This window comes from Variovorax boronicumulans, from assembly GCF_019352895.1.
Taxonomy (GTDB): Bacteria; Pseudomonadota; Gammaproteobacteria; order Burkholderiales; family Burkholderiaceae_C; genus Variovorax; species Variovorax boronicumulans_A.
This window is the reverse complement of sequence record NZ_JAAAFX010000004.1, coordinates 1,415,002-1,431,112: the sequence shown is the minus strand read 5'-3', so window position 1 is coordinate 1,431,112 and position 16,111 is coordinate 1,415,002. Positions and strand designations below refer to the sequence as shown.

Here is a 16,111-nt window from a genome sequence, read left to right as displayed (position 1 = left end):
TCTTTTCGCTACCCTGCGTCTAGAGAACAACCAAGGAATCGAAGCGATGAAAGTTGCAGTCATGGGCGCCGGCGCAGTCGGTTGCTACTACGGCGCCATGCTGGCGCGCGCGGGCCACGCGGTGGTGCTGATCGGGCGGCCCGCGCATGTGGAGGCGGTCAGGACCCAGGGCCTCCGGTTGGAGACCCGGGCCTTCGACGAACAGGTACGGCTCGACGCGAGCACCGAAGCCAGCGCCGTGCAGGGCGCCGACCTGGTGCTGTTCTGCGTGAAGTCCACCGACACCGAAGCGAGCGCCGCGCAGATCGCGCCGCACCTCGCCCCCGATGCGCTGGTGCTCACGCTGCAGAACGGCGTGGACAACGACGAACGCGTGCGCGCGGTGCTGCCGTCGAACGAGGTGGCCGCGGCCGTGGTCTACGTGGCGACCGAGATGGCCGGGCCGGGCCATGTGAAGCACCACGGACGCGGCGAGCTGGTGATCGCGCCGTCGCGACGCAGCGTTGAAGTGGCCGGACACCTGGTCGGCGCGGGCGTGCCCACGCAGATCTCCGACAACGTGCGCGGCGCGCTCTGGGCCAAGCTGATCCTGAACTGCGCCTACAACGCCCTGTCGGCCATCACGCAACGGCCCTACGGTGTGCTGGCGCAGGGCGCGGGCGTGACCGAGGTGCTGCGCGACGTGGTGGCCGAATGCCTGGCGGTGGCCAAGGCCGAAGGCATCGAGGTGGTCGGCGACACGGCCGCCGCCGTGCGCGCCATCGCGCAGACCATGCCCTCGCAATATTCATCGACCGCACAGGACCTGGCACGCGGCAAGCGCAGCGAGATCGACCACCTCAACGGCCTGATCGTGCGGCGCGGCGAGGCGCTGGGCGTCCCCACGCCCGCGAACCGCGTGCTGTTCGTGCTGGTGAAGCTGCTCGAAGAAAAACACGAAGCTCGCTGACCGGCTCTTGGGGCGAGCCCTCGAGGCGAGCCGATCAGCCAGGCATGGGTTCGCGCATCGTCACGAACTCTTCCGCAGCGGTCGGGTGGATGCCGATCGTGCTGTCGAACAGCGCCTTGGTCGCGCCCGCGCGCATCGCCACCGCGAAGCCCTGCACCACTTCGCCCGCATCGGCACCCACCATGTGCAGGCCGACCACGCGGTCGCTCTTCTTGTCGACCACCAGCTTCATGAAGGTGCGCTCGGTGCTGCCCGACAGCGTGTGGCGCAGCGACTTGAACTCGCTGGAGAACACCGTCACTTCGCCGAACTTCGCGCGCGCATCGATCTCGCTGTAGCCGCAGGTGCCGATGTTCGGGTGCGTGAACACGGCCGTGGGAATGAACTCGTAGTCCATCCGGCGCTGGCCCTTGCCGAACAGCGCGTCGACCACCACCATCGCCTCGGCCAATGCCACCGGCGTGAGCTGCACGCTGGTCGACACGTCGCCCACCGCGTAGATCGACGACACCGAACTGCGGTAGTGCGCATCGACCGCGATGGCGCCCTTGTCGTCGAGCTTCACGCCTGCGGCCTCGAGGCCCAGGCCCTGTGTGTTGGGCACGCGGCCGGTCGCGAACAGCACCGTGTCGGCCTCGATCTGCTGGCCGCGCGTGAGCGTGACGGTCAGGCCCTGCGCGCCACGCGTGATCGAGGCGACCTCGCTGTTGAGCCGGATGTCGACGCCGGCCTTGCCCATCTCGCGGGCGACGAACTGCCGCACGTCGTCGTCGAAGCCCGTGAGCAGGTGCGCGCGGCGATGCAGCTGCGTGACCTGGGAACCCAGGCCGTTGAAGATCGATGCGAACTCGGAGGCGATGTAGCCGCCGCCGACCACCAGCAGGCGCTTCGGGAAGGGGTCGAGGTCGAACATCGCGTCGGAGCTCACGGCGTGTTCGCGCCCCGGGAAGTCGGGCACGAAGGGCGTGCCGCCCGTGGCCACCAGCAGGTGCCTGGCGGTGCGGCGCTGGCCGTCGACCTCCACCGTGTGGGCATCGATCAACTGCGCCCAGCCGGTGACCAGCGTGACGCCCGAATTCTTCAGCAGCGAGGCATAGACGCCGTTGAGCCGGCCGATCTCCTTGGCGCGCTGCGTCTTGAGATGGGCCCAGTCGAAGCGCGGCGCCTCGGGCAGCGTCCAGCCGTAGCCCGCGCTTTCCGCGAAGGCTTCGGCATAGCCGGCCGCGTAGCTGTAGAGCTTCTTGGGAATGCAGCCCACGTTGACGCAGGTGCCGCCCAATTCAGCCGCCTCGGCCAGGCCGACGCGGGCACCGGTCTGCGCGGCCATGCGGGCGGCGCGCACGCCCCCGCTGCCGCCGCCGATGACGAAGAGATCGAAGTCGAATGTGCGCATGAAGGCTCCTTGCGCCGACTGTAGCGGGCGGGGGCGGATGGCGGCCCGGTTCGCCGATCAAGCCCCCGCGTGGGGTACGTGCACCGCGCAGCCGATGCACACGCCCGGCTGCCAGACGCGCGAAAATCGCGCGGCCTGCACGATGCCGGCCATCCACGACAGAAAGAGGACCTCCATGCCCGACACCACGCCTTCCTTCCGCCCCGCAGACGGCTATGCCGGCGACGTCACGCCCGCGCAGGCTGCGCAATGGGTGGCGCGCGGCGAAGCGGTGCTGATCGATGTGCGCACCGACGCCGAACGCGAATGGGTGGGCTATGTGCCGGGCGCCGTGCCGCTGGCCTGGAAGCAATGGCCGGGCATGGCGCTCAATGCCGGTTTCGACGAGGGCCTGCGTGCGGCCGTGCCCGCCGGTGGCAAGGCCGTGATGCTATGCCGCAGCGGCGTGCGCTCGATCGCTGCCGCGAAGCGCGCCACCGAACTGGGCCTCGAGGCCTACAACATCCTCGAAGGCTTCGAAGGCAACCCCGACGAGAGCGGGCACCGCGGGCAGGTCGGCGGCTGGCGCAAGCACGGCCTGCCCTGGAAGCAGAACTAGATTTTTGGAATCCGCAGCTTCTGCCCCGGATAGATCTTGTCCGGGTTGCTGAGCATGGGCTTGTTGGCCTCGAAGATCGCGTTGTACTTGTTGGCGTCGCCGTAGTACTTCTTGGAAATCGCCGACAGCGTGTCGCCGCGCACCACGTCGTGGTACTGGGCCGGCGGCGCGGCCGGGGCGACCAGGTTGTTGTCGACGCTGGTCACGTTGGCGACGTTGCCGGCCGCGAGACCGGCCTTCTCGCTGGCTTCCTGCGAGGGCGCATTGCCGGCCAGCGTGACCACGCCCGTGGCCGCGGAATAGCACACGGCCAGGTTGCTCAGGCCGAGGTTCTGCGTCTCGATGTAGGTCTTGATCGCGGCGGCCGCCGCAGCATTCGGGTCGGTGCCCGCTTCGGCGGCATGTGCCGACGAACCGCCGAACAGCTTCTCGCCCGCTTCCTTGATGAAACTCAGCAAACCCATGGTGTTCTCACTTCGCGTGGTGGTGAATCGGACCGCAACTTTAAGCACGGCCCCGGCCTTCCCGGTGTCAGCCGCCGACGCGTGTGCAAGCATTGGTAAACCCCGGCCGACAAAGTCGCAATAATCCCGCCATGACCTTTCTCGCCATCGACATCGGCAACACGCGCCTCAAATGGGCGCTCTATGCGGCTGGACACCCCGGTGCGGAACTGCTGGCCAGCGGCGCCGAGTTCCTCGACCACATCGAGCGCCTGGCCGAGGGCCCCTGGGCCGACATGGCCTCGCCGACCGCGATGCTGGGCTGCGCGGTGGCCGGCGATGCGGTGCGCCGCCGTGCCGAGGAGCAGGTGACGGAGCGCTTCGACTGCGCCGCGCGCTGGGTCGTCTCGAGCGCGGCTGAGGCCGGCATGGTCAACGGCTACGACCACCCGACGCGGCTGGGTGCCGACCGCTGGGTCGCGATGATCGGCGCGCGCCACCGCATGCTGTCGCAGGGCGCGCCGCGCCCGATGGTGGTGGTGATGATCGGCACCGCCGTCACGGTCGAGGCCATCGACGTCGACGGCCGCTTCCTCGGCGGCCTGATCCTGCCGGGCCACGGCATCATGCTGCGCGCGCTCGAGTCGGGCACCGCGGGCCTGCACGTGCCCACTGGCGATGTGCGGGAGTTCCCGACCAACACCAGCGACGCCCTCACCAGCGGCGGCACCTATGCGATCGCGGGTGCGGTCGAGCGCATGCGCCAGCATGTGAAGGCGCACTGCGGCGCCGAGCCCGCCTGCTACATGACGGGCGGCGCGGGCTGGAAGATGGCGCCGTCGATGGTGAGCCCCTTCGAACTGGTCGACGGGCTCATCATGGACGGGCTGCTGGTGATCGCCGAGGCGCGCGCGGCGGCCTGAACCCGGGCGGAACTCAGGCGGCCCTGGCGCCGGTGAGCCCGTCCACCGCCTGGAACATCGCCTGGCGTGCCTGGCTGATGATCTGGCCCTTCCAGGCATCGGTGTCGGTGTAGAAGGCCTCGCGCATGCGCGCATGGATCGCGTCCGCCAGCTCGGGCGCGGCCTCCGGATGCTTGTGCAGCCAGTGGTCGGCGCGCAGCGCGCCGGTCATCTCGAGGATGGGCAGCGTGCCGTACTCCAGCGCGATGCCGGTGTACTCGGCCTGCGGGCATTCCGCGTAGATCGCACCCCAGTTCAGGCCGGTCAGCAGCGCCGAGGTCGAGGAGCCGTCGTAGATCGAGGTGACCGGTGTCTCGGCGCCCCACCAGGCGTTGGCGCGCGCAAAGGCGGCGGCATCGTCGCGGCAGGCGAAGATGCGTTCGCCGATGCCGTTCGGCCCCAGGCCGGTGTGCAGGTCGATCCAGGCCAGTCGCTGCGCCTTCTGCGCATGCGTCTGCAGCACCTGGCGGAAGGTGCGGTTGCTCCAGGTCGGCGCGGTGCCGCCGAAGAACACGCCGTCGTCGAACTGGTACTGGCCACCCGAGACCGCGGCCTGGTAGGCGACCACGCCGTGCTCGCCGATCCAGGCCTCGAGCTCGGCCTGGTTCTGCGCCGACGGCGGCCATTCCTCGGGCAGCAGCAGCGGGTGCAGGCCGGCGTAGGCGGCGTTGACCGGCAGCGGCTGCGTGAAATCCATGAAGTTGCGGTTGAGGTCGACGTTCTCGTTCGTCACGCGCCGGCTGTAGGAGAAGCCGTGCGGGTTGAGCGCATGCACGTAGAGCACGCCGACGCCGGCCGCGCGGGCCTTTTCGCGCCACTCGGCGTCATGCAGCGCGAACACCTGCACGCCGCTGCCGCAGTGGCCTTCGACGCCGTGGCAGGCGCTGCTGACCAGCAGCAGGTTCTCCGCATCGGCCGGGCCTTCGTAGGCCACGTCCATCGCCAGCGCCTCGCCCTCGCGGCCGGGCAGCGGATGGGGATGGGTCTCGACCGTGAGGCCCGCCGTGACGCAGCCCTGCAGGAACTTGCGGCGCGCTTGCGCGTAGGTCGGCGAGAAGGCTTCGGTCACGCCGATCACGCGGCGGCTCCGGGCTGGCCCTGGGCGAGGAACTGCTCGGCCAGCTCGACCCAGCAGGTGGCGCCCAGCGGGATCAGGTCGTCGTTGAAGTCGTAGCTGGCGTTGTGCAGCGTGCACGGGCCCCCGCCGTGGTGCATGTCGCGGTGCGCGCCGTCGCCGTTGCCGATGAAGGCGTAGGCGCCGGGCTTGGCCTGCAGCATGAAGGCGAAGTCCTCGGCGGTCATCGCGCCTTCCTGCGGCAGCACGTTCTCGGCGCCCACGATGCCGGCCATCACCCGGCGCGCGAAGTTGGCTTCGGCCTCGGTGTTGATGGTTGGCGGGTAGTTGCGATGGAAATAGAAATCGACCTCGGCGTCGTGCGCCGCGCAGATGTGCTCGGCGATCTTCTTCATGCGCGACTCGATCAGGTCGAGCACCTCGAGCGTGAAGGTGCGCACCGTGCCCTGCAGCTCGCAGCTGTCGGGGATCACATTGTTGGCTTCGCCGGCGTGGATCATCGTGACCGAGATCAGGCCGGTCTCGGTGGGCTTCTTGCTGCGCGTGAGGATGGTCTGGAAGGCCTGCACCATCTCGCAGGCCACCGGCACCGGGTCGATGCCGGTGTGCGGCAGCGCCGCATGGCCGCCCTTGCCGCGGATGGTGATCTTGAAGTCGTTGCTCGAGGCCATGGCCGGGCCCGGGCTCACCGCGAACTGGCCGGCCTTCATGCCGGGCCAGTTGTGCATGCCGAACACGGCGTCCATCGGGAAGCGTTCGAACAGCCCTTCCTTGATCATCTCGCGCGCGCCGCCGCCGCCTTCCTCGGCCGGCTGGAAGATCAGGTAGACCGTGCCGTCGAAGTTGCGGTGCTTGGAAAGGTGCTGCGCCGCGGCCAGCAGCATAGCGGTGTGGCCGTCGTGGCCGCAGGCGTGCATCTTGCCGTGGTGCTTGCTCGCGTGCTCGAAGGTGTTGAGTTCGGTCACGGGCAGCGCGTCCATGTCGGCGCGCAGGCCGATGGCCCGGATGCTGGTGCCGTTCTTCACGATGCCGACCACGCCGGTGGTGCCGAGCCCGCGGTGGATCGGAATGCCCCATTCGGTGAGCTTGGCCGCGACCACGTCGGCCGTGCGCACTTCCTGGAAGCAGAGTTCGGGATGGGCATGCAGGTCGCGTCGGATGGACGCGATGCCTGCAGCCTGGGTAACGAGCGAATCGATGAGTTTCATAAGGAGACAGTCTAGGCGGGGTCTGACTCACCCGCAAAGACCGTGCCTATGGCTTACCCTAACGCTGCGCTTCCTTGAGCCAGGTCGCGCGCGCCGCCAGCGCCGTATCGGTGAAGTCGGTGAACACGCCGTCCACCCCCAGCCGGTAGTAGGCCAGGTACTCGTTCTTCGGGTCGCCCTTGTAGTCGGCCGCGAGCCGGCGCGACTCGTTGCGGAAGGTGAAGGGGTGGACGAACAGGCCGGCCTTGTGGGCGTCGGCCACCAGCGTGGTGGGGGCCAGCGAGGTGGCGTCGGCGTCGTTGACCTTGCCGTCGCCGTTGAGGTCGCGGGCCTTGCCGTCGGCGCCGACCGTGCCCTTGATGCTCAGGATGTAGCGCTTCCAGGGGCCGATGCCGTCGGCGTAGGTCGCGATCTCGGCCAGGCCGGCCGGCGTCACCATGGTGTCGAAGTTACGCTTGTCGCCGGCCAGCGTCCATTCGTAGGGGCGGTCGACCGGCACCGCATAGGTCATGACGCCGGTGCGCAGGTCGATGCCGTCGCCGTCGATCAGCTGGATCCGCTTGGTCTTCAGGCCCTTGGCCTTCATGTACTTGAGGCTGCCCGGCTCGAAGGACTGCACGAAGACCGGTGCGCTGGCGCTGTTCCAGCCGGCAGCTTCGAGGGTGGCGATCAGCTTGTCCTCCAGCGGCAGGCCCAGGTTGCGGAACCAGGTCGGGTTCTTGGTCTCGGGGTAGATCGCGACGGTGCGGCCGGTCTCGCGCGACTTGGCCTTGGCCAGGTCGATCACGGCCTGGAAGGTGGGCACCTTGAAGCGGCCGTTGAACTGCTGCGGCCGCTCGGCGTCGGTCGAGATCGCGCCCAGCGTCTGCAACTCGGCCAGCGTGAACTCGTGGATGAACCAGCCGGTCTGCGTCTCGCCGTCGACCTGGATGGTCTTCTTGCGCGAGGCGAACTCGGGGTGCGTCGCCACATCGGTGCTGATCGCCAGGTTGGGGTCGTGCCGCGTGACCAGCACGCCGTCCTTGGTCGACAGCAGGTCCATCTCGATCACGTCGGCGCCCAGCTCGATCGCGCGGGCGTAGGCCTCGAGCGTCTCCTCCGGCAGGTAGCCCGAGGCGCCGCGGTGGGCCACCACCAGCGGCGGCTTGCCGTCGAGCGTGGGCAGGGCGGCGGTCTGCAGCGGGGCGGTGCAACCGGCGGCGGCGAGGGCGGCGGTGGCGCCGAGGGCCCACAGCGCGGCGCGGCGCGGCGCCGGACGGAAAGAGGCGGCACGGGCGAAAGACGGGAAGGTCATGGCATCTCCGGGTGGACGTTGGGAGGCGCAGCCTACACCCGCACCATGACATGTCCGATGCACCGGCCGGCGTCTTCCCGGACAATGGTCCGCATGCCGCACATCCTTTCCGCCCGCAGCCTCGAAACCGCGCAGACCCTGGTGCGCATGAACACCGTCAGCGCCAACAGCAACCTCGAACTGATCGATTTCTTGCGAGACCGGCTGGCCGCGCTGGGCGTGCGCAGCCGCCTGACCTACAACGCCGACAGGACCAAGGCCAACCTGTTCGCCACCCTGGGCGAGGGCCGGCCCAGCGGCATCATCGTCTCGGGTCATACCGACACCGTGCCCTGGGACGGCCAGGACTGGAGCGTCGACCCGCTGTCGGCCATGGTCCAGCACTGGCCCGTCGAGGGCGGCGGCCCGGTGCCCGTGGGACGGGTCGCCGAACTCGCCGCGCTGGGCAGTCCGCGGCTCTACGGGCGCGGCGCGGCCGACATGAAGGGCTTCATCGCGGTGGCGCTGGCCAACGCCGAGCACTTCCTCGAAAGCGATTCGCCCTTCGCGGTGCACTTCGCCTTCAGCTACGACGAGGAGGTGGGCTGCTTCGGCGTGCGCGAACTCATCGCCGACATGAAGGCGCAGGCCATCCGGCCCGTGGCCTGCATCATCGGCGAGCCGACCAGCATGGTGCCTGCCATCGCGCACAAGGGCGTGTACCGCTACCGCTGCTGCGTGCGCGGCAAGGAAGCGCATTCCTCGCTCACGCCGCAGTCGGTCAACGCCATCGAGATGGCCGCGCGGGTGGTCGGCAAAGTGCGCGACATGGCCGAAGGCTTCGAGCAGCACGAGCCGCGCTACGACGGCTTCGACGTGCCCTTCAGCACCGCGAGCGTGGGCCAGTTCCATGGCGGCATCGCCGACAACGTGGTGCCACGCGACGCCGAGTTCCGCTACGAATTCCGCAACCTGCCGACCGCCGACGCGCAGCAGATGCAGAAGGAGGTCCGCGCCTACGCGAGCCGCCTCGAGGAACCGATGAAGAAGGTGGCGCCCGACACCGGCTTCCAGTTCGAGACCATCTGCGAAGTGCCCAGCTTCCTCGGCTCCGCGAAGGACCCCATCACGCGGCTCGCCCAGCGGCTCGCGGGCGAGGACCGCACCACGCTGGTGGCTTTCGGCACCGAAGCGGGGCTCTTCAAGGGCGCGGGCATTCCCACCATCGTGTGCGGCCCGGGCAGCATCACCCAGGCGCACCAGCCCGACGAGTTCGTCACGCTCGAGCAGCTGGCGCGTTGCGAGGCCTTCCTGCAGGGGCTGGCGCGCACGCAGAGCCTCGACTGATGCCGCGCGCCCCGGCCCGCGGAGCTGCATGGTCACGATGAAACGCGTCGCGCTGGGCCTGCTGTGCGGCGCCGCGCTGCTGTACGGCCTGGCGCACTTCATGGAGACGCGCCATCCGGCCGGCGGCGCGGTCTGGGGCTATGTCGCGGCCTTCGCCGAAGCCGCGATGGTGGGCGCCATCGCCGACTGGTTCGCGGTGGTCGCGCTGTTCCGCCGGCCGCTGGGCCTGCCCATCCCGCACACCGCGATCATCCCGGCCAACAAGGACCGCATCGGTGCCAAGCTGGCCGGCTTCATCCTCGACAATTTCCTGAGCACGCCGCAGGTGCTGGCCAAGCTGCAGGCTTTCGATCCCGCGGCGCGGCTCGCGCAATGGCTGGCGCTGCCGGCCAACGCCGAGCGCCTGGGCGAGCACGCGGTGACCGCGGTGCGCTATGGGCTCACGGCCTTCGACGACGACCGCGCGCGCGCCTTCCTGGGCCGCGCCGCCGCCGCGGGCCTGGCGCAGCTCGACCTGTCGCGGCTGCTGGGCCAGGTGCTCGATGCCGTGACCGCCGACGGCAAGCACCAGGCGCTGCTCGACGACGTGCTGGCGCAGGTGGCGAAGGTGGTGGAAGGCGAAGAGGTGCAGGAGCGCATCGCCGAGGCCATCGCACGCGAGATCCGTACCTTGAAGTACGTGGGCCTCGACCAGGTGGCCGCGCGCGTCGCCACGCGCAAGATCGTCGCTGCCGTTTCGCGCACGCTGGGCGAGCTCGCCGCCGAGCCCGCGCACCCTCTGCGCAAGCGCTTCGACCACTTCATGGACGACTTCGTGGTGCGGCTCAAGCACGACCCCGAGTTCCGTGCGCGCGGCGAGCAGATCCGTGCCGAGCTGCAGGCCCATCCCGCGCTGGGCGAGTACCTGCACGGCCTCTGGAGCGAGCTGCTGGCCTGGCTGCACGACGACCTGGGGCGTGGCGACTCGAGCATCCGCCGCCGCGTCGCCGGCATGGCCGCCTCGCTGGGCCAGCGCCTGCAGCAGGACGAGCCCTTCCGGCGCTGGATCAACGAGCAGATCACCGACGCCGCGCCCGTGGCCATCGAGCGCTACCGCGAGGACATCCGGCGCTACATCGTCGAGCGCGTGGGGCAGTGGAACGCGCAGGAGATGACGCTCGAACTCGAGCGCCACATCGGGCGGGACCTGCAGTTCATCCGGGTCAACGGGACGCTGGTGGGGGGACTGGTGGGGCTGGTGATCCACACGGTGACGCGATTCTTCGCGGCGTGATGCAGGCACGAGGGTGCGCTGGCGCTGCGTGCCTCGACGCTTCGCATGCGCCGAGCTACGCGGCCAATCCCCGGTACAGGAAGTCCACGCCCTCGACCAGGCTGGGGTCGGAGGCGGGGAGGCCCGCCATGGCGAAGCCGTTCAGGTAATCCGCGAGCACCGCGCCGGCGATCGCGGCGTGCGCAGCGCCCAGGGCCAGGCCTTCGACGGCATTGCCGAACAGCCTGGCGAAGTGGTGGGCCACGCCTGCCCGGACACCCGGGTCGCGCGCCATGACGACGGTCAGCATGGGGGCCGCCGCCGCCAGTTCCACATAGGCCTGCGCAACGAAGCGCAGGCGCGTGCGCGGCGTCCTCGCGCGCCGGGGGATCTCCAGCTCGCCGAGCCGCGAGAAATGATGGTCGGCCAGGGCCTGCAGCAGCGCCGTCTTGTTGGGAAAGTAGTGGTAGACCGCCATCGGGTCGACCTCCAGCGCACGCGCGAGTTCGCGCATCGAGAAATCGGTGCCGCCGGTCTCCAGCAGCTTCGCGGCCGCGACCAGGATCCGGTCGGGTTCCAGACGCGTCCTGGGGCGGTCGAGTGCCATGCCGGGTGGCGGGGGAATTGCTTTCATCTCTAGAATTCTACGTTGTAGAAATTCTGGAGATTCCAATGCATCGACCCCATGTCCGCGTGTTCGTCGCCGCCAGCCTCGATGGCTTCATCGCCGGTGCCCAAGGCGACCTGTCATGGTTGTCGGCCTTCGACGACCCGCCCGAACTGACCGGCTACGCGCGCCTGAGCGCGCAGACCGATACCGTCGTCCTTGGACGCAACACCTACGACACCGTGCAGGGCTTCGATGGCTGGCCCTATGACGGCAAGCGGGTCGTGGTGCTCACGAAGCGCAGCCTCGAGGGCGCGCAGGGCGAGGAGGCGCATGCCGGCAGCCTGGAAATACTGCTGCAAACGCTTTGGACGCAAGGCAGCCGCAACGTCTACCTGGACGGTGGCCAGGCCATCCGCCAGGGCCTGCAGTCGGGATGCGTCGACGAGCTGACGATCTCCTGGGCGCCCGTGCTCCTGGGCACGGGCGTGCCGCTCTTCGGCCCGGAGCTTGCGATGACGCGCCTGCCGCTTGTGGCGAGCCGAAGCCTGCCGAGCGGCCTGGTGCAATGCACCTACGCGCCGAAATCTCGAGCGCGGCTGGCGCTGGATCTCGCACAATGCCCGCGAACGGCAAATGCTTCGATTCCACCGCCAGAAAAAAAGGAGACACCATGACGGAGACACCCAAGATCAAGGGCCCTGCCTCTTACTTCCCTTCCATCGAGAAGACCTACGCGAAGCCGATCGCCCATTGGATGGCGGTGCTCGAGCAGGCGCCGACACGCAAGCACATGGAACTCGTGAACCTGCTCAAGACGGACCATGGGATGGGGCACGGGCATGCGAACGCGCTGGTGGCCGTGTTCCTGGCGCAGGCGTCGCCGGCGAAGCCCTAGGGTGGGGCGGGCCTATGCCGCCACCGTCGCGGCGCCGTGCCGGATGCCCATGGCCTCCAGCGTCTGCGCGATCGCCTCGACCGCGCCCGGGATGCCCGCCTCGCCGAAGTGGCCCATGCAGCCGACGCGGAAGGTCTCGACCTGGGTCAGCTTGCCCGGGTAGAGGATGTAGCCGCGCTTCTTGACCTCCTGGTAGAAGGTCTTGAAGTCGTAGTTGGCATCGGCCGGCGCGTGGAAGGTGACGATGATGGGCGCCTGGATCGCCGGGTCCAGGAAGCTGCGCAGGCCAAGCGCGGCCAGGCCGTCGACCAGCGCCTTGCAGTTGCGCGCGTAGCGGCCGCCGCGCGCCGCGAGGCCGCCTTCCTCGATGTACTGCGCAATGGCCTCGTCGAGCGCGGCCACCACGTGGGTCGGTGGCGTGAAGCGCCACTGGGTGGTCTTCTCCATGTACGTCCACTGCTCGTACAGGTCCATGCTCAGCGAGTGGCAGTGGCCTTCGCACTGCTCGAGCACGGCCCGCCGAACGACCACGAAGCCCATGCCCGGCACGCCTTCCAGGCACTTGCCCGAGGCCGCGATCACCGCGTCGAAGGGCGTCTTGCGCGCATCGATCTCGAGCGCGCCGAAGGAGCTCATGGCGTCGACGATCAGGCCGCGCCCATGCCGGGCCACGACCTGTGCGATGTCGTGCAGCGGGTTGAGCACGCCGGCCCCGGTCTCGCAATGCACCACGGCCACGTGCGTGATGCCCGGGTCAGCGGCCAGGGCGCGGTCGACGTCGGCGGCCTGCACCTGCTGGTCCTCGGTGTAGTCGATGGTCGTGACCTTTCGGCCCAGCACCCGGCAGATCTTCGCCAGGCGCTGGCAGTAGGCGCCGTTGCTCGGCACCAGCACATGGCCGTCGCGCGGCACCAGGGTGCCGATGGCGGCCTCGACCGAGAAGGTGCCGCTGCCCTGCATGGGCACGCACTCGTGCGTGCCCTGGCCGTGCACGATGTCGAGCACGCGCGTGCGGATGCGCGCGGTGATCTTGTTGAAGTCGCCGTCCCACGAGCCCCAGTCGCGCAGCATCGCCTGGCGCGTGCGGTCCGAGGTGGTGAGCGGGCCCGGCGTGAGCAGGATGGGGCTGGTGCTGGAACTCATCGTGATGTCTCCGTACGGGTGGGGGAGGGGGGGGAGAAGGGAGGAAGCGACTCAGCCGCGTCCGAGCTGGCGCCAGGCCTGCGTGCGCGACAGCAGCACGCGCGTGAGCAGCGAGTAGACGATGCACACCACGGTCGAGGTGACCACGATCAGGCTGGCCAGCGCCGCGGCCGGGCCGATGTCGCCGGCGTCGTCCATGTGCATGATCGCGACCGAGGCCAGGATGGTGTCGGGCGTGTAGAGGAAGATGGCGCACGACAGGCTGGCCATCGACACGACGAAGAAGTAGCGGCCGATGTCGAGGATGGCGGGCAGGCACACCGGCACCGTCACGCGGAAGAAGGTCTTGATGAACGGCACCTTGAGCGAGGCGGAGACGGCCTCGAACTCGTTGTCGATCTGCTTGAGCGCCGTCACCGCCGTGAGGTGGCTGGAGGTGTAGTAGTGCACCACCATCGAGATCACCAGGATCGCCATCGTCTGGTAGAGGAAGCCCAGCGGGTTGCCCGGGTAGTTGAAGAACATCACGTAGCCCAGGCCCAGCACCAGCCCGGGCACGGCCATCGACAGCACCGCCATCATGTGCATCGTGCGGCGCATGAGCCCGAGGTTGCGCGTCTTCTCGATCAGGTACGCGCCCACGAAGACGATGAACGAGCCAGCCACGGCCGTGATGGCCGCCACGGTCAGGCTGTTGAAGTAGGCCGCCGCCATGTCGCTCTCGAGCAGCACGAAGTGGTAGTGCTTGAGCGTCAGCGACAGGTCGTAGGGCCACAGCGTGATCAGCGAGGTGTAGACCGCCATGCCGATGGTGGCCAGCAGCAGGCCGCACACCCCGGTGCAGAACAGCAGCAGCATCGCATCGGCCACCTTGCGCGGCTTGGGGCTGTAGGGCACCGAACGGGCCGTGAGCTGGGCCTTGAGCTTGCGGCGCACCACCCAGTCGATGGCGAACGAGATCACCGAGGGCAGCAGCAGCAGCATGCCCACCACCGCGCCGATCGAGAAGTTGTGCTGGCCCACCACCTGCTTGAACACGTCGACCGACAGCACGTTGAAGTTGCCGCCGATCACCTTGGGTGCGCCGAAGTCGCTCACCACGTAGGTGAAGACCACGGTCGATGCGCTGATCAGACCGTACTTGCATGACGGCAGCGTGATGGTCATGAACTGGCGCAGCGGCCGGGTGCGCAGTGCGGTGGCGGCCTCGTAGAGCCGGCCGTCGGCCAGCGACAGCGCCGTGACCAGGATCATCAGCGCATGCGGGAAGGTGTTGTAGACCTCGGCCAGGATGATGCCGGGGGCACCGTAGATCGACATGCCGCCCAGCAGGAACTTGAGCGCGCCCTGGTTGCCGAACCATTGCACGAAGGAAATGGCCGACAGCAGCGAGGGCGCCAGCAGCGGAATGAGCGCGATCAGCCGGAAGATCGCCTTGAGCCAGGTCGGCATGCAGCTGCGTGTGAGCGCATAGGCGAAGACGAAAGCCGTCGGCACCGCGATGGCGACGACCGCCGCGGAGACCCAGACCGAGTTCCAGGCCGCGCGCAGCAGGCTCGGCGTCTGGAAGTAGGTGATGAAGTGCGCCAGGCCCACGAAGCGGCCGTCCTTGTCCTGCACCGCGTGCGCCAGGATGGTCGCCAGCGGCGCGACCAGGAACACGAACAGCATGGCCATCACCGCGAGCAGCACGGTGCGCGCGATGATCTCGTCGCGGCTCCAGCGCATGCCCGGGCGGCGGAAGGCGGCGCGTGGCGTCAGGGTCGGGGCGTGTGCCAGCGTGTTCATGCGTGGACTCGCGCGGCGGGTGCCGACGGCGCGGCGAAGGCGCGGATGCGGTTGGCGCGCAGCGCGATCTCGATGGTGTGGCCCTCGCGGATGTCGAGGTCGTGCAGCTGGTTGAGCGAGAAGTGCAGGCCCAGCGTCTGGCCGTGCAGTGCGTCGGCCGTGACTTCGGCGATGCACAGCCCGCCCAGGAACTCGACCTTGCTCACCAGCACGTTCATGCGGTTGGCCGTGTCCTCGCGCAGGTTCTCGGCCATGCGGTCCTCGGGCCGCAGGTAGAGGTTGACCGCGTCGCCGGGGGCAAAGGCCGCGTCGCAGGCGTCGCACTGCAGCTCCAGGTCGCCGACCTTGAAGCGCTGCTGGCCCAGCGCCATCGCGCGCAGCACGTTGACCTTGCCCACGAAGTCGGCCACGAAGGGCGTGGCCGGCCGCTCGTAGATGTCCATCGGCGTGCCGACCTGCTCGATCACGCCATGGTTCATGACCACGATGCGGTCGGCCATCGACAGCGCCTCTTCCTGGTCGTGCGTGACCATGATGGTGGTGATGCCGACCTGCTTCTGCAGCCGGCGGATCTCGCCGCGCAGGCGGATGCGCTCGATCGCGTCGAGCGCCGACAGCGGTTCGTCGAGCAGCAGCAGGCCCGGCCGGGTGGCGAGCGCGCGGGCCAGGGCCACGCGCTGCTGCTGCCCGCCCGAGAGTTGGCTCGGGTACTTGTGGCCCGAGGTCGGCAGCCCCACCAGCGTGAGCAGTTCGTCGACGCGGGCCTTGATCTCGGCCTTGCGGGCACGTGAATTCACCAGCCCGTAGCCCACGTTGTCGGCGATGCTCAGGTTGGGAAACAGCGCATAGGACTGGAACACGATGCCGTAGTCGCGCCGGTCGGGCGGGAGCCACGAGACGTCCTTGCCGTTCTGCAGGATCTGGCCGGCGGTCTGGGTCTCCAGCCCCGCGATGATGCGCAGCAGCGTGGTCTTGCCGCAGCCCGAGGGGCCGAGAAAGCACAGCATCTCGCCCGCGTTCACCCGCAGGTGGATGTCGCGCAGCGCGCTGAAAGTCTCGAAGTCCTTGCGGATGCCGACGATTTCCAGCGCGGCGGCGCGGGGCGTTTCGGCGAGAGGGTGGCCAGCGGTCATGTCCATGGTTCGCACTCGGTGTGACGAACGCCGCGGGGCGCG

Annotated in this window: 16 protein-coding genes; 7 read left to right on the top strand and 9 right to left on the bottom strand. The window is 69.0% G+C overall.

Features of this window, described 5'->3' with window-relative positions; translation table 11 throughout:
* The first annotated feature begins 46 nt into the window (after positions 1 to 46).
* Positions 47 to 949 (top strand): ketopantoate reductase family protein, encoded by a 903-nt coding sequence (locus K0H49_RS08045; RefSeq protein WP_219210974.1) that lies wholly within the window; start codon positions 47 to 49, stop codon positions 947 to 949.
* 34 nt (positions 950 to 983) lie between these two features.
* Here the strand turns inward: K0H49_RS08045 and gorA are convergent, their stop codons facing one another.
* Positions 984 to 2,342, bottom strand: coding sequence for a glutathione-disulfide reductase (gene gorA, locus K0H49_RS08040; RefSeq protein ID WP_219210973.1), 1,359 nt, complete (start codon positions 2,340 to 2,342; stop codon positions 984 to 986).
* Between the two features lie 175 nt (positions 2,343 to 2,517).
* On the opposite strand from gorA, the gene K0H49_RS08035 reads away from it, so the two are divergent.
* Positions 2,518 to 2,940 carry a rhodanese-like domain-containing protein gene (locus tag K0H49_RS08035; RefSeq protein ID WP_219210972.1) on the top strand — a complete coding sequence of 141 codons (423 nt, stop codon included), beginning with the start codon at positions 2,518 to 2,520 and terminating at the stop codon, positions 2,938 to 2,940.
* Here K0H49_RS08035 and lysM read toward each other — a convergent pair.
* Positions 2,937 to 3,404 (bottom strand): peptidoglycan-binding protein LysM, encoded by a 468-nt coding sequence (gene lysM / locus K0H49_RS08030; protein ID WP_219210971.1) that lies wholly within the window; start codon positions 3,402 to 3,404, stop codon positions 2,937 to 2,939. The genes K0H49_RS08035 and lysM overlap by 4 nt on opposite strands.
* 131 nt (positions 3,405 to 3,535) lie before the next feature.
* Between lysM and K0H49_RS08025 the strand changes: the two genes are divergently transcribed.
* Positions 3,536 to 4,306, top strand: a complete 771-nt coding sequence (locus K0H49_RS08025) for a type III pantothenate kinase (protein ID WP_219210970.1) — start codon at positions 3,536 to 3,538, stop codon at positions 4,304 to 4,306.
* 13 nt (positions 4,307 to 4,319) lie between these two features.
* Here K0H49_RS08025 and K0H49_RS08020 read toward each other — a convergent pair whose 3' ends face one another.
* From K0H49_RS08020 to K0H49_RS08010, 3 genes are read right to left on the bottom strand one after another with little or no spacing between them, the layout of a single operon-like run.
* Positions 4,320 to 5,423 (bottom strand): M14 family metallopeptidase, encoded by a 1,104-nt coding sequence (locus K0H49_RS08020; protein ID WP_219210969.1) that lies wholly within the window; start codon positions 5,421 to 5,423, stop codon positions 4,320 to 4,322.
* Positions 5,420 to 6,628: a M20 aminoacylase family protein gene (locus K0H49_RS08015; RefSeq protein WP_219210967.1), complete on the bottom strand. Its 1,209-nt coding sequence runs from the start codon at positions 6,626 to 6,628 to the stop codon at positions 5,420 to 5,422. The genes K0H49_RS08020 and K0H49_RS08015 overlap by 4 nt, the downstream gene beginning before the upstream one ends.
* 58 nt (positions 6,629 to 6,686) lie before the next feature.
* Positions 6,687 to 7,922: a glycerophosphodiester phosphodiesterase gene (locus K0H49_RS08010; protein ID WP_219210965.1), complete on the bottom strand. Its 1,236-nt coding sequence runs from the start codon at positions 7,920 to 7,922 to the stop codon at positions 6,687 to 6,689.
* A 93-nt stretch (positions 7,923 to 8,015) separates the two neighbouring features.
* Here K0H49_RS08010 and K0H49_RS08005 point away from each other — a divergent pair, with 93 nt between their 5' ends.
* Together K0H49_RS08005 and K0H49_RS08000 are read left to right on the top strand one after the other, a co-directional pair.
* Positions 8,016 to 9,248, top strand: a complete 1,233-nt coding sequence (locus tag K0H49_RS08005) for a M20/M25/M40 family metallo-hydrolase (RefSeq protein ID WP_219210963.1) — start codon at positions 8,016 to 8,018, stop codon at positions 9,246 to 9,248.
* A gap of 28 nt (positions 9,249 to 9,276) precedes the next feature.
* Positions 9,277 to 10,521: a DUF445 domain-containing protein gene (locus tag K0H49_RS08000; RefSeq protein ID WP_257624626.1), complete on the top strand. Its 1,245-nt coding sequence runs from the start codon at positions 9,277 to 9,279 to the stop codon at positions 10,519 to 10,521.
* A gap of 55 nt (positions 10,522 to 10,576) precedes the next feature.
* On the opposite strand, the gene K0H49_RS07995 is transcribed toward K0H49_RS08000, so the two are convergent.
* Positions 10,577 to 11,134, bottom strand: a complete 558-nt coding sequence (locus tag K0H49_RS07995) for a TetR/AcrR family transcriptional regulator (protein WP_219210962.1) — start codon at positions 11,132 to 11,134, stop codon at positions 10,577 to 10,579.
* Between the two features lie 38 nt (positions 11,135 to 11,172).
* Here K0H49_RS07995 and K0H49_RS07990 point away from each other — a divergent pair, with 38 nt between their 5' ends.
* Both K0H49_RS07990 and K0H49_RS07985 read left to right on the top strand, forming a co-directional pair.
* Positions 11,173 to 11,784, top strand: coding sequence for a dihydrofolate reductase family protein (locus K0H49_RS07990; RefSeq protein WP_219210960.1), 612 nt, complete (start codon positions 11,173 to 11,175; stop codon positions 11,782 to 11,784).
* Entirely contained in the window at positions 11,781 to 12,005 is a 225-nt protein-coding gene (locus K0H49_RS07985; RefSeq protein WP_219210958.1) for a DUF4287 domain-containing protein, read from the top strand. Before K0H49_RS07990 ends, K0H49_RS07985 begins: the two co-directional genes overlap by 4 nt.
* A gap of 12 nt (positions 12,006 to 12,017) precedes the next feature.
* On the opposite strand, the gene K0H49_RS07980 is transcribed toward K0H49_RS07985, so the two are convergent.
* From K0H49_RS07980 to K0H49_RS07970, 3 genes are read right to left on the bottom strand one after another with little or no spacing between them, the layout of a single operon-like run.
* Positions 12,018 to 13,148, bottom strand: a complete 1,131-nt coding sequence (locus K0H49_RS07980) for a 2-aminoethylphosphonate--pyruvate transaminase (RefSeq protein WP_219210956.1) — start codon at positions 13,146 to 13,148, stop codon at positions 12,018 to 12,020.
* Positions 13,149 to 13,199: 51 nt separating this feature from the next.
* On the bottom strand, positions 13,200 to 14,936 hold the full coding sequence (locus K0H49_RS07975) for a putative 2-aminoethylphosphonate ABC transporter permease subunit (RefSeq protein ID WP_219210953.1): 1,737 nt from the start codon (positions 14,934 to 14,936) through the stop codon (positions 13,200 to 13,202).
* A complete protein-coding gene (locus K0H49_RS07970; RefSeq protein ID WP_374122318.1) occupies positions 14,933 to 16,075 on the bottom strand; it encodes a putative 2-aminoethylphosphonate ABC transporter ATP-binding protein in 1,143 nt (380 codons plus the stop codon). Before K0H49_RS07970 ends, K0H49_RS07975 begins: the two co-directional genes overlap by 4 nt.
* Positions 16,076 to 16,111 lie beyond the last annotated feature (36 nt).

What these genes read in the sequence shown, in the direction of transcription:
- K0H49_RS08045 (WP_219210974.1), top strand. Translation starts at nt 47, where the DNA reads ATGAAAGTTGCAGTCATGGGCGCCGGCGCAGTCGGTTGCTACTACGGC.
- gorA (WP_219210973.1), bottom strand. Translation starts at nt 2,342, where the DNA reads ATGCGCACATTCGACTTCGATCTCTTCGTCATCGGCGGCGGCAGCGGG.
- K0H49_RS08035 (WP_219210972.1), top strand. Translation starts at nt 2,518, where the DNA reads ATGCCCGACACCACGCCTTCCTTCCGCCCCGCAGACGGCTATGCCGGC.
- lysM (WP_219210971.1), bottom strand. Translation starts at nt 3,404, where the DNA reads ATGGGTTTGCTGAGTTTCATCAAGGAAGCGGGCGAGAAGCTGTTCGGC.
- K0H49_RS08025 (WP_219210970.1), top strand. Translation starts at nt 3,536, where the DNA reads ATGACCTTTCTCGCCATCGACATCGGCAACACGCGCCTCAAATGGGCG.
- K0H49_RS08015 (WP_219210967.1), bottom strand. Translation starts at nt 6,628, where the DNA reads ATGAAACTCATCGATTCGCTCGTTACCCAGGCTGCAGGCATCGCGTCC.
- K0H49_RS08010 (WP_219210965.1), bottom strand. Translation starts at nt 7,922, where the DNA reads ATGACCTTCCCGTCTTTCGCCCGTGCCGCCTCTTTCCGTCCGGCGCCG.
- K0H49_RS08005 (WP_219210963.1), top strand. Translation starts at nt 8,016, where the DNA reads ATGCCGCACATCCTTTCCGCCCGCAGCCTCGAAACCGCGCAGACCCTG.
- K0H49_RS08000 (WP_257624626.1), top strand. Translation starts at nt 9,277, where the DNA reads ATGGTCACGATGAAACGCGTCGCGCTGGGCCTGCTGTGCGGCGCCGCG.
- K0H49_RS07995 (WP_219210962.1), bottom strand. Translation starts at nt 11,134, where the DNA reads ATGAAAGCAATTCCCCCGCCACCCGGCATGGCACTCGACCGCCCCAGG.
- K0H49_RS07990 (WP_219210960.1), top strand. Translation starts at nt 11,173, where the DNA reads ATGCATCGACCCCATGTCCGCGTGTTCGTCGCCGCCAGCCTCGATGGC.
- K0H49_RS07985 (WP_219210958.1), top strand. Translation starts at nt 11,781, where the DNA reads ATGACGGAGACACCCAAGATCAAGGGCCCTGCCTCTTACTTCCCTTCC.
- K0H49_RS07980 (WP_219210956.1), bottom strand. Translation starts at nt 13,148, where the DNA reads ATGAGTTCCAGCACCAGCCCCATCCTGCTCACGCCGGGCCCGCTCACC.
- K0H49_RS07975 (WP_219210953.1), bottom strand. Translation starts at nt 14,936, where the DNA reads ATGAACACGCTGGCACACGCCCCGACCCTGACGCCACGCGCCGCCTTC.
- K0H49_RS07970 (WP_374122318.1), bottom strand. Translation starts at nt 16,075, where the DNA reads ATGGACATGACCGCTGGCCACCCTCTCGCCGAAACGCCCCGCGCCGCC.